We start from the raw sequence: 12,977 nt of genomic DNA on the forward strand, positions 1-12,977 counted from the left end.
AAAATTAGCGCTCTTCGTGCTTGAGCCCCCCACTGAGGACACACAGGACACCCATCAGATCCGCATGCTTGATCCCAACCTTTGCCCTTGCATAGACTTTTGGCTTCGCATGATATGCAATGCCTAACCCTGCTTTTCTGAGCATTTTCAGGTCGTTTGCACCATCGCCGATAGCAACTGTTTGTTCTATAGGAATGTTTAGCTTTTCCGCTAATTTGACGAGGGTTTGCGCTTTATATTTTGCATCAACAATTGCCCCTTTCACTTTACCTGTCAGTTTGCCATTTTTGACTTCGAGTTGGTTGGCAACCGCAGCAACTAGCTTTAATCGCTGACGCAGGTTATCGGCAAAGAAAGTAAATCCACCGGAGGCAATTGCAATATGCCAGTCCATCGCTTGCAACTTGCGCACTAAGCTAGTGAGACCCGGCATTAGCGGTAAATTTTCGAGGACTTGGTCAAGAATGGCTGCATCGGCACCTTCTAGCAGTGCCACACGAGCCCGCAGACTTTCGGTGAAATCGAGCTCCCCTTGCATGGCGCGCTCGGTCACATCTGCAACTTGATCGCCAACACCGGCAAGACGGGCAATTTCATCGATACATTCGATTTGAATCGCAGTTGAGTCCATGTCCATGAGTAAGATCCCTGGGGAACGTAGACGCGGAATTTTCCCTAATGGCACAACATCAAGCTGGCTTTCATCTGCCAATTTTTTGATCCGCGGCGTGATGCTACCGGCAATGCGTACAACTTGGTAATCATCGATGCGCCAAGAGGAAACGATCACTATCGCAATCCCTAAACGCTGTTGGAAATCACTAATTCGCGCTTTATCTAAACCGCGACCATATAACAGCCACCCAGTGTCCCCTGCACGATAATCTAATGGCATCACTTCTTCACCACTTAATGACAGTGGTAAACCCGGCCATTTTTGAATTTCATCAGGCAGATAACAATAGGTCAAACTCGTTGGCATGAAAATTAGCTCCTGTAGTGGACACAACTTTTTTTTATAATGTATACCCTGTATAAAATTACTATACTTAAATTTTCCAGCAAGTTAACGCTTCATGACTGGGCTTATTGCTATAAAACAGACAAAGAGCACGATGATTTCTATGAAACTCCCTTTTAGACTGCACAAAACCGTTATTGTCATTGTTTGTATTGCATTAATCACCTTCTTAATGCATGGGGTTTCATATTTAGGTTATAGCCAAAGCCAAAGCCGGTTAGAACAATTTAAGCAATTAACTCAAGTACTCGCTGAGCAAGTGGCTTTCAGCTTATCTGATTATATGGTTCCCGGCAGCAAAGATTTTAATTTAGAGCGAATTAATGCCAATTTAAATCATCTCGCGAAAGACCAATATATTTTGGATGCCAGTTTATATACTGCGGCAGGGACGTTAGTCACACAAGTTGGAGAAAGCACCACCGTCAAAGAACGACTTTCCCTTGAAGGCAACACGGGACTACAGAATTTTCACTACCAATTAGTGATCCCAGTCCAAGGCGCTAAAGAACCTAATGGTTATTTACGTCTTACCATTGATACCGAATCGCTCACTACAGACCTTCAACAAGCGGATAACACCACCAATATTATGCGGGTGTTCATTCTATTATCTTTATGTATTGGGTTTATTTTGGCGAATACCCTGATGCGCTTGAAGAAAAAGAAAGGTCAGCAACAGCCGTTAATCGTTGAACCCGTGGAAAGTGAAGAAGAAAGTGAATTACTGCTCCAAAGCAGCAAAGGGGCAACGGATTCTCGAAGCCCCTCCATCAAACCACCACGTGCAAAAAGGCGTAAAGTGCCTAGCCCCCATCGACCAAGAAGGGTCGCACGTAAATTTTCAGCAAAATAGTAAATTCTATCTAGATCGACGTAGTATCAAACACGATCGGCGCAATAAGCTCCACTTTACCATTTGCAAGCAAGGATTCAGGTGGCATTGGAAACGGTGCCGCACGTTGGATAGTTGCGAGTGCTTCTTTATCCAGGATCTTCGTACCCGATGAATTAACCAAGCTCGCGCTGACTAACTGCCCTTGATTATCCACGATAATTTTGACCTGTGAAACACCCGTTGAACGAAAGCGCAATGCAGCACGAGGATAGCGCTTTGCCTTAGCTAAACGTTGATGAACCTCGCTTTCCCATCCATGGTGACCACTGACAGGAGCAGCAGCACTGCTGGAAAAATTGGCGCTGCTATTGGAAGCGCTACCTGAGGTTGGAACTGAAGTAACTTCAGATTCTTGGGTAGAAGCTGGGGCTTCTTCAACCATTTTTTTCTCTTGAACAGGCTTTTTCTTCGGTGGGCGTTTTTTCTCCGTTACACGGGTTAACGTTCCATTATCAACAAGGGGTGTCTGAGGTAGTTTTTCTATTTTTTCAACCACTTCAGGCTCAACTTCTTCACGCGTTGCCATCTGTTGCTTGGGCGCATTATTCACTTCAGGCTCATTCTGCTGTTCCAGCTGATAAAGCCCTAATTGCAAAGAGATTGCAGGTGGCAAAACCCCCGTTTTTGGTAGGTTTGACGTAAACCATCCAATAAAAATCATTGCCAAGATCCCATGGAAAACAAGACTCACAAATAAACCACCCACAGGGCGAAAAATTGGGCTTCCCAGCTGCCCCACACTGCTGTTCATATTTTGCCTCACATCTTTATTTTTCGCAGATTATAGGCATAATACAAATCAAAATGATATTCATTATTATTAATAAAATAACAATAATAACTACAAGGTATTGATTTAATTTATAAAGTCAATTTGAGCTCATTATTAAACCATTTTTACTTTTGACACCAGATAATGACTATCGATAAATCCCTTGCCCGCAAGATCAGTGGGGCATATCAATCAACCTATGGTCAACTTGTGCGATTTTTCCGCAGTCGACTAGGTAATAGTAACGATGCGGATGATTTATCACAGGATGTGTTTACACTATGGCTAAACCGTAAAGCACAGGATCCTGTGAAGGAGAACCGTGCTTACTTGTTCAAAATTGCCAGCAATGTGCTGATTGACCATTGGCGACGCAATCATCAACAGAGCCAGTCCCATACCTCGATTGATGAAGTATCCCATGAGCAAAATTTTGAACAAACCACGGCAGATCCGAGTGAAATTTTAGAGCACCAGCAGCGAATTGCTCGGCTAAGTGAGGCCATTGATCTTTTGCCCCCACGTCGCAGAGAAGCTTTTTTGCTGTATCGCTTTGATGGGTTATCTCAAAGTGAGATTGCTGAGCGTATGGAAATCTCCATCAGTATGGTGGAAAAGCATATTGCCGCAGCATTAGTGCATTGTAAGAAACATCTTGACGACCAGAGCAAGCATCCCTAATGGCAGAGAATCAAACCCAGCAGCCTGATAATACCCCGTTAGTCGAGCAACAACGCATCGACGAAGAGGCGGCACTGTGGTTTACGCGCATGCACAGTCAGCAACTTAGTGATCAACAATCTCAAGCATTTAAAGTTTGGCTACGAGCGTCAAAAGCACATGCAGATGCCTATGAGGCAATGGCGAGCATTTGGCAAGATATTGAAAAAGTTCCACGCCCGGCACCGACCAAAACCACGACATCAACGTTCAGATTATCATCATTTTGGAAACCACTCGGTCATGTTGTTGCCGCCTGTTTTATTGCGGTAGTTTTGTTCTTACCTTATAGCCAGCTGCCATCCATGCTATTGAACAATATGACATTAGTTTCGACGGATTCAACCAAAGAAGTGACGTTATCTGATGGCTCTGTGCTATTTCTCAATCGTAATACCCGCATCCGAGTGGCGTATGAAACCCCCATCCGCCAGCTTTATCTAGACCATGGCTCCGCTTACTTTAAAGTCAAATCGAACCCTTATCGCCCATTTGTCATCAATGTGGATCAGCGACGTATTCAGGTTGTAGGAACGGAATTTGAAGTGAATAAAAAAGGCGAGCGAGTCGCGGTCAATGTCAGTCAAGGGATTGTTAGCTTTCAGAGCCTCAAAGACCAAAAACCCGTGTTATTGCTCGCAGGGCAAGGTGCATTGAGCTCAAGTATCAACAGCAAAATCGCCCTTAACTCAGTGACGCCTCAAGATGTCGCAAGATGGCGTTTCGGGGAATTAACCTTTGTGGATAAACCCCTTTCCGAGGTGCTATCCGAGCTAAAAACCTATTCCAACTTTCAGGTTGAGCTCTCTCCAAGTAGCTTAGCAAATCAAAAAATCTCTGGGCGCATCAATCTCCAGCAGCCAGATGCCTTTTTTCAGGCACTTCCAGCCCTCCTTCCTGTGCAAGTGGTGTATCAGGATAAAAATAACCTTTTGATTATCCAAAACAAAAAAAATAAATGAAAAATATTTTCATTTACAGGTGAGGATAATTCTCATTTCACCCTCTTCTTAAGTAGCTTCATTTTTATTGACTACTTTTTAGCACGCTTTTTGTGCAGCTTAAGAATAAGGGATATCCATGGCAATTCAATTCACACTCGGTCGATTCAAGCCGATTGCGCTGTCACTGGCGGTCACCAGTGCCTTAGTCAGCCAATCTGCTATCGCCCAAGAAATCAGCTTTTCACTACCAGAGCAAGGGCTAGCGAGCACAATTGAGCAAATTAGCCGTCAAGGTCAAGTGTCACTCCTGTATGACAAAAGCCAACTGAACGGTCTGCGCGCCCCCGCCCTTTCTGGCAGCTATACCCCACAAACCGCATTACAAAAAATTCTTATTGGTAGCGGGTTAGAGCTGGTTAACGAAAACGGTATGCTGGTTATTCGCCCTCAGAATTTAAATCAAGGTACGTTAGTTCTACCTGAAACCCAAGTATCCGGCGTGGTTCAAAATCATCCTGCGATGGATGTTATGTCCGCACCGCAATACGTCACCTCAGAAGAGATCAGCCAAAAAAATACAGGTGACGGCAATATCACAGATTTAATGAAAACGAACCCCGCAGTGCAGTTTGCGAATAATGATAGCAACTCAATGAACCAAGGAGAGATCAAGCCTTCGCGTATTTCGATCCATGGTTCCAGCAGCTATCAAAACGCCTATCGGCTTGATGGGATCAGCTTCAATAATGACTTTGACCCTGCTGACAGTGGCTTAGGGGAAACCGCAACGCGATTAAGCAGTAGCGATCAAGGGATTTACATCGATAGCCGTTTAATTGATAGCATGGCGGTTTACGATAACAATATTCCCGTGGAATTTGGTGGCTTTACGGGAGGCACCGTTGAAGTGAATAGCCGCCGCTGGCAAGGTGAGAATAGCGCCCATGCCTATTACCGCTTAACCCGTTCTGGTTGGAATAACCTGTTCCACGATTCAACCCAAGCTATTGATACCACCAAAAACGATACCGCCAATCCTGCTCGTTTCCAAAATCGCTACGATAAAAATGATTTTGGTGGCTGGTTTGAACTCGGAGTAACGGAAAATTCAGGCGTGGTGTTCTCGGCGTCTCGTCGTAGCTCAACCATTCCGATGACGGTGACGGGGGGTGAAGCCTATGTTTTAGAAAATAATAAAATTGAGCCTATCTACTCTGACTCGGGTAAAAAAAATCAGCGTCGTACCTCCGATAACTACTTTTTGAAGTATTCGATGAATTTATCAGAGAAGAGCTCATTAGATTTATCAGCCAATTACGCCTCTTATGATAGCCGCTTATTTTCTTCATCAATCAGCAATTCTGGCTATGATTCCACCCATGATGGGCTAGGTTTGACCGCTGTCTTCAAACATCAATTCGATTTAGGTCAATTTGAAGCAACCGCCAATACACAGAGTTTGAAAGATGACCGCAAGAATGACCAAAAATATTCGTTAATGGTTCGCGCATTTGAATTTGATGATGACTTTAACTACAAAGGTACCACGGAACGTAATAGTGGAGGACTCGGGGATTTAGAGTCGAAACAAAATACCCATAGCCTAAAAACCGTCATGCGTTTTAATCCGCAAGAAGATAACTTAGGGTTAACTCACCAGCCAACCGCAGGGGCTGAAATCAATTACACCAAAGGAACTTATGTCCGTGACCATGATTATTTCCAATATACCTATTCTGGAAATCTTATGGGTGATGACTACTCTGGGAGCTTAACGAATATCAGCCGCTTTAAAAAAGGCAGCTACTCCGCGGATTACACCAATTACGCCATCTTCCTTGATGACAATATTCAATTTGGAAAATTAACCTTACGCCCCGGCGTTCGTCTCGATCGCGATGACTTTGTTAATCGCACCAACGTTGCCCCTCGCCTTTCAGGTACCTATGACTTATTTGGCGATAAGAAAACGCTGTTAATTGCTGGCGCGAACCGTTATTACGGTCGTTCAATGCTAACTTACGCTCTGTATGGGGCTCAAAATGGTGGCATGCAAACATGTGCAGGATATTTCGAGCCATGTTCCCTGATCCCTGAAAATAATGAGTGGGACAACAAAAAAGACTACGAAGGGATCGACTCCCTTAAAACTCCTTATAACGATGAGCTAACCCTCGCGCTGCAACAAGAAATCTTATCGACGACTTGGCGCTTACAGTATGTTCACCGTGAAGGCTATGATGAAGTTCGCACCCGCACCAAATACAATAGCCGCGATGAAGATAAACGCAGCATCCGTATGTACGATAATGGCGGACGCAGTTCTCACGATACCGTCACACTGTCCGTTAAAAATAGCCAACCATGGGAATGGGCTGAAGCCTCTCACGTCATGAATGCCTCATTCACTTGGCAACAAAGTGAAAGCAATACGCCAAAAGATGCTGGCTATAACGCTTTCGACCCCGGCAACAAAGTCAATCTCAATAAAGTGTGGTATGACGGAAAAGTCATTGATGCCTCAAAATTACCCTCTACCAGCTTTAACTCCCCGATTAAGCTTAACCTTGAACTCACCAGTGTATGGGATGAGTATGACGTCACATGGTACAACCGCCTGCAATGGTGGGGTTCTCGTGACCAAGCAGTTCGTTATGACAACGCTTACTATTCCGATCCAGAAAACGGTCAATTACGCAAATACACCAAGCAAAACTTCGCGAGCAAATACACATGGGATACCCGCCTAGGCTGGAAACCTGACTTTGCTTACGGCTTTGGTTTCTCTGTTGAAGTCAATAACGTATTGAATAACAAAAATATTGCAGATCGCTTTATGTTCAATGACCGAGCCATTAAATCTTATGATCCAGGTCGTCAATTCTGGCTACAAGTGAATTATGACCTCTAAGTGATTACTGTGAGCAATGTTAAACACCATAACCAAGAAATCGAGTCATGAAGACCATTAAACAATTTCTTTATTTAGTAAAACCTTTTTGGGGGCAGCGAGCTGCCCTTTTGTGCTGGGTGCTGCTATTTGCCTCATTAGGGCTTACCCTCTCTTCCGTGTGGTTCAATGTCAAAATGAACATGTGGAATGGCGACTTTTATAACGCGCTGCAAAAGCTGGATGGGCAAGCACTTTATGGACTACTGCAATATTTTGTGATTCTAGTCAGTGGACTGATCTTTGTGGTCGTCATGGGAAATTACCTCAAGCAAATGCTGATTATTCGCTGGCGTAAAGGCATGACTGAGCAAGTGCTCGGTCGCTGGTTATCCCAAAATAGTAAGCATTACATGCTGCGATTAACGTCCCAAGAGCCGGATAACCCAGACCAACGAATTGCGGAAGATATTCGCTTGCTGATCGAGTCGACATTGAATCTGCTTGTGACGTTTTTGCACTCTATGCTGACGTTAATCTCTTTTGCTGCCATTTTATGGACCCTCTCAGGGAGCCTCTCTTTCAGCTTTGCAGGCAGTGATTGGACCGTTCCCGGCTATATGTTTTGGGCATGTATTATTTACACCATCATCGGTATCGCACTAACCCAATTGATTGGTTACCCATTACGCCGCCTCCATATGGATAAACAGCGCCGTGAAGCGGACTACCGTAGCTCGCTGATTAACTGCCGCCAGCATGGCGATGCCATTGCAGGGCAGCGCGGTGAATTACAAGATCGTAAAGAGCTGATGACTCGCTTTAGCGAAATCATCCGTAACTGGAACCAGTTGATCCGCTGTGAACGAAACTTATCATTCTATACCGTGGGCTATCAGCAAGTGACTGCCCTCGCCCCAGTGTTGTTAGCTTTACCTAAATTTTTAGCGGGCGAAATTATGTTGGGTGGATTAATGCAGCTACGCCAAGCCTTCACCAGCGTAGCGACGTCTCTGGGCTGGTTTATTTTTGCCTATAAAGAAATTGCAGCGTGGCAAGCGACCGTCGCTCGTCTGTATAACTTCGTCGTGTTACTCGAAAACGATAAAACTCCAGAGGCGACACTTGAAGAAAACAATGCGCCATTAACCGCTGAATTACATGTATTTACGGCAGATCACCGCTCACTGCTGAATCACGTTAATTTGCAGGTGAACTCAGGAGAATTGCTGCTGATTTCCGGTCGTTCGGGGATTGGTAAATCCACCTTATTACGTACTTTAAGCGGTCACTGGCCATTCTTTGATGGCAAAATCAGTCGCACGGAGCATCTGATGTGGGTTCCACAGCGTCTCTATTTGCCAATTAGCCGTTTAGATAACTTATTGAGTTATCCGCAAGATGCCAGCAAATTTACCCCTACGGAGCTAAAACACGCCCTCACTCTCGTTGGGCTAGAGAAACTCCATCGACAACTCGCACTAGAAACTGATTGGAATAACCGGCTTTCTGGCGGTGAACAGCAGCGAATTATGTTTGCACGACTGCTGCTTAACCAACCTAAATTAATGCTATTGGATGAAATGACATCCGCCCTTGATGAACCAAGTGCCCTAGCATTACTGCAAATGCTGAAAGCTCAACTCCCGACAAGCAGCATTGTGTTAGTCAGCCATCAAAGCTTTGTTGACCAATTAGCGGATAAGCATCTGCGTCTATCTGAAACCACGCGGAATACGCCATTCATGACAGGAACCCCTGAATATGCTTCGTAAAATCACATTAGCAGCCTTCGTGGCAGCCCTTTTAGGCGGCTGTGTTAGCAGTGCGTCTCTACAATCTGATGAACAGAAATTACTGCCAGTGCGTCAAGATTTACAGCATTACCAGCTCGATAATGGGCTACAAGTTTACCTGCTACAGCGTAATCAACCGGGTGTTGAGCTGCGTTTGTTAGTCAATGCGGGTTCATTACAAGAAACAGAACAGCAATTAGGTTTAGCCCACTTTACGGAGCACATGGCATTTAAAGGAACGCAACATTTTCCGGGCACGACAGGGTTTAAGCAACTTGAACAACAAGGGCTAAAACTGGGTAGCCATGTCAATGCCATAACGAGCCTGAATAGCACGCTGTATAAGCTTTCCCTCCCTAACGCAACGCCAGCTCAAACCCGTACAGGGTTGCAAGTCATGGCGGATTGGGCAGCCAATATGACTTTCGATGCCGACGCATTTGAAAAAGAGCGCCCTGTCATTATTGAGGAATGGCGTTTACGCCAAGGCATGGGCTATCGTATTAATGACAGCCTCGAGAAACTACGCTATCACGGCAGCCGTTATGTGGAGCGCAATCCCATTGGCTCCCTTGATGTGGTTCGCCAAGCTCCCATTGAGCAAGCCAAAGCTTACTATAAAACGTGGTACCAACCTCAACGTATGAGTTTACTGGTTATTGGTGATTTCAACTCTTCAGCCGTGCGCGAGGATGTAAAAACCTTATTCGCATTACCTAAGCCAGACAAAATTTCCCAAGATGCGCCTGAATGGAAGCGCTTTGCTGATTCCAAGAATATGTTAGTTCAAGGGGTTTTCGATAAGGAACAGGGAGCACGATATGTACAGTTTGCATTACAAAAAAATGTCTCTGCACCGCTGAATACACGTCAAGGTCAAACGGACGATCTGATGGATAATTTATGGCTAGCCATCTTAAACCAACGTTTCTCAGTCATGGTTGATAATGGCATTCTGCCGTCCATTAGTATTAATGAGCAAGGCTCCATGCTGGATAACCAACGTCTTCAGCAGTTAATGATCATCCATCCAAAAGGAAATGATTATACCGGCGCAACCGAAGTGCTATTTACTGAATTACAGCGCCTTGCAACTGAACCAGTGACTGAGCAAGAATTAAATATCGCAAAACAAGCCATGTTGGCAAAACTGAGCCAACAAGCGGGTTCCGAGCAGCGTTACAGCAATGAGTATCTTGCAGGTCAACTCACCACGGCCCTTGAATATGAGATGCCTATGTGGAACAAACGCCAACAACTGGATAATAGCTACCAATTAACGAAAGGCATCAAACCGCAAGATCTGCAACGCCATGTGGCAAACTTATTACAAACCGCATCACCTCGCTTAGCGCTGATTGGTCCAGATACGGATGAAACTGCGGTCAATAAGCAGACCTTCAGTGAACAATGGCAGCGTATTCGCCAAACACAACCAGGCCCGTTCACGCTGCGCTCTCAAGCGATTAGCCTGAAATTACCTGTTGTAGCAAAAGGGTCTATCACTGAACAATCTTCATTGCCTATCCCTAAAACTGAACAATGGATACTCAGCAACGGCATTAAGGTGATTGTTAAAACGGATAAAAACCTGAAAGATGATATTCAATTTAACTTGCAACTGCCCGGTGGACGTTCACTTGAAACGCCACAAACCGCAGGGTTAACTGATTGGGCGATGAAGCTACCAGAAAGCAGTGGTTATGGAAATTACAGTGCTCGAGATTTAGCGTTATTGGCAAAACAAAATCAGATTAGCGTGCGCCCATATAGCGAGCTACTTAGCCATGGTTATCGTGGTAAAACTCCCGTAGATAACCTCGAAACCGCATTACAATTACTGAATTTAAAACTCACCGCGCCGCAATTTAGTGGTGAAAAGCTGGAACAACACAAACAAGCTTTTGCGCTGAACTTGTCGAAAATGCCCGTTGAGCGCACTTTCCTTGACCATATTAATCAACAAAGTTACCAACATGGTGAGCTATTGGTTATCTCCCCTGAAGGTGCTTGGAAAACCTTTACTGTCCAGCAACTTCAGCAGGCTAACCGTCAGTTACTCACTTCGACATCAGACATGACATTAGTGATCACTGGCGCGATGAATGCGCGTGAATTAAAACCCATATTGGAGCAATGGGTGGCGTCTTTACCTGCTCACGATGGCAAATTAGTTTGGCGTAACCAAGGGATTATGCCGAAGATGACCAGTTTCGAACAACAGTATCCAATCAGTAGTAGCGATAAGAGTATGGTGAGTATTCAATTTGCAGCCCCAGCACAATGGTTCCAGCAAGATCAACTCGCTTTGCAGCTGATTGATACCATTGTTAGCCAGCGTCTGCGGACCGAGCTACGAGAAAAAGCCAGTGGTATCTATGCGCTGAGTTTTTCACAAATGTTAGCGAAAAAACCACAGCCCTACTATTCTGGGCGATTGAATTTTACTACCGCGCCTGAGCGCGCGTCTGAGATGATTACACTTGCACGGAATACCGTTGCACAGCTCCGCCAATCAGGTGTAACAGAAAAAGAATTAGCCGAAGCCAAAAATATTTGGCTGACCGAAAATGCCCAAGTCACGGATAGCTCCAGTTATTGGACTGAAGCTTTAGCTCAAGTCGCAGCGGATGATGGACAATTCCAAAAAATTGCCCAAGAGCAGAAGATCATTAATAAGCTCAATATTCAAGACATCAACCGCCTGACTCAACAATATTTAGGTCAGAATCAGAAAGTGTTTATGATGACGCCTTAGTGATATAAAAACCACAGACCCGATAGCATTGGGTCTGTGGAATACCTTTTTTATTCCTAGTTTACAGCTGATACACTAAAGCTTGTTTTTGTATTAATAAATATTTTGCTCTTTCTTCAGTAAACACCTTAAACAACGCTTTAAGATTCTCAACGGAAAAGGAGAGTCGTTCTTTTAGATAATGAACCATTGTTTTTTTATCAAAAAATTCCTCATCTAATCCTATCAACTTTTCTATATAAAATAATTTATCCTTAATTATTTCTCTAGGTTCTACAATTTCTAACACCTTCAGATGACTTGTTATTTTTTTAATTATCCCTTCAGTAACATTGACATTCTTAAAATGCTCTTTAACCGCATTTTTCAAATCATTAAACTCAGGCGAGCACTCTATCAATTCATTTGAATCAAAAATTAATTCATTATTTTTCATTCTATTCGATATTTCCGCCTGTAATAAATGTGAGGGTTCATCCTCTCTAATTTCTGGCGATTGAATTACAGTAGTATCATTTCCTTTCAAACTTATTTCTTCTTTCAATTTATTCATTGATTTCATTAATTTAAAATGATTTTTAGGCTTAATATTTTTTTCTATTAATTTATCTTGTAGATTCTCTATTTCTTTTATTGCTTCATGCTGTGGTTTATCTTCAATCAGCATACCTATTTTTTCATTCATTCTTCTTAGTGTTTTTTTAGAGACATAATGACATTTCAGATCAAAAATATCTTCAACATTACGCCTTGGAAGAATAACTCGATTGTCTCTCCCCCCAGAGAGATTATCCCAGAAATTTTTTAAATTTTGTTTAACCAATAATATTTGATTATTTTTTAATATCGTATTTCTTGTTGATGATACCACTTTAGCATCGGGTAAATTGGATACATTAGAAACTTCATCAAGGATTTTTATGATTTTTTCTTCATTCTTAGGGGCATCAATTAACTGACTCTTAGCCGCCGTGATTTGAATTTTAAAATTTATTGGTGAACTCGTATTTTTCACTTTATTGGTGTATTTTTGTATTTTACTTAAGGTTTTATCTGTAATTTTTTGATTATGTTTATGTCTAATTATTGCTTTCATTAATTTATTACTATGATATTGACTACTGTCTATAGAACTAAACATAGCTCTCCCTTTTATTCATAATTTATCAGAATCTAAA

9 protein-coding genes are annotated in these 12,977 nt (G+C 43.3%); 6 read left to right on the plus strand and 3 right to left on the minus strand.

All coding sequences use genetic code 11. From position 1 onward, the window contains the following. Positions 1-4: 4 nt before the first annotated feature. Positions 5-982, minus strand: coding sequence for a phosphoserine phosphatase (gene serB / locus PR795_RS13595; RefSeq protein ID WP_006662828.1), 978 nt, complete (start codon positions 980-982; stop codon positions 5-7). A 133-nt stretch (positions 983-1,115) separates the two neighbouring features. Between serB and PR795_RS13600 the strand changes: the two genes are divergently transcribed. Then, on the plus strand, positions 1,116-1,877 hold the full coding sequence (locus PR795_RS13600; protein ID WP_006662829.1) for an AhpA/YtjB family protein: 762 nt from the start codon (positions 1,116-1,118) through the stop codon (positions 1,875-1,877). A gap of 10 nt (positions 1,878-1,887) precedes the next feature. On the opposite strand, the gene PR795_RS13605 is transcribed toward PR795_RS13600, so the two are convergent. Beyond that, positions 1,888-2,670: an energy transducer TonB gene (locus tag PR795_RS13605; protein WP_006657115.1), complete on the minus strand. Its 783-nt coding sequence runs from the start codon at positions 2,668-2,670 to the stop codon at positions 1,888-1,890. A 165-nt stretch (positions 2,671-2,835) separates the two neighbouring features. Between PR795_RS13605 and PR795_RS13610 the strand changes: the two genes are divergently transcribed. From PR795_RS13610 to PR795_RS13630, 5 genes are all read left to right on the plus strand, one after another. Next, on the plus strand, positions 2,836-3,372 hold the full coding sequence (locus tag PR795_RS13610) for an RNA polymerase sigma factor (RefSeq protein WP_006662830.1): 537 nt from the start codon (positions 2,836-2,838) through the stop codon (positions 3,370-3,372). Further along, positions 3,372-4,373: a FecR family protein gene (locus tag PR795_RS13615; protein ID WP_181480577.1), complete on the plus strand. Its 1,002-nt coding sequence runs from the start codon at positions 3,372-3,374 to the stop codon at positions 4,371-4,373. The genes PR795_RS13610 and PR795_RS13615 overlap by 1 nt, the downstream gene beginning before the upstream one ends. Before the next feature lie 118 nt (positions 4,374-4,491). Further along, a complete protein-coding gene (locus PR795_RS13620) occupies positions 4,492-7,266 on the plus strand; it encodes a secretin and TonB N-terminal domain-containing protein (RefSeq protein WP_181480576.1) in 2,775 nt (924 codons plus the stop codon). A gap of 47 nt (positions 7,267-7,313) precedes the next feature. Then, positions 7,314-9,020, plus strand: coding sequence for an ABC transporter ATP-binding protein/permease (locus PR795_RS13625; RefSeq protein ID WP_006662833.1), 1,707 nt, complete (start codon positions 7,314-7,316; stop codon positions 9,018-9,020). Beyond that, the gene (locus PR795_RS13630) at positions 9,010-11,799 is read left to right on the plus strand and encodes a M16 family metallopeptidase (protein WP_272516871.1); all 2,790 of its coding nucleotides are present in this window, start codon (positions 9,010-9,012) and stop codon (positions 11,797-11,799) included. Before PR795_RS13625 ends, PR795_RS13630 begins: the two co-directional genes overlap by 11 nt. Before the next feature lie 61 nt (positions 11,800-11,860). Here PR795_RS13630 and PR795_RS13635 read toward each other — a convergent pair whose 3' ends face one another. Beyond that, positions 11,861-12,940, minus strand: a complete 1,080-nt coding sequence (locus PR795_RS13635) for a hypothetical protein (RefSeq protein WP_181480574.1) — start codon at positions 12,938-12,940, stop codon at positions 11,861-11,863. Between the last annotated feature and the right edge of the window lie 37 nt (positions 12,941-12,977).

The sequence above is a fragment of the Providencia sp. PROV209 genome (assembly GCF_028479485.1).
Taxonomy (GTDB): domain Bacteria; phylum Pseudomonadota; class Gammaproteobacteria; order Enterobacterales; family Enterobacteriaceae; genus Providencia; species Providencia alcalifaciens.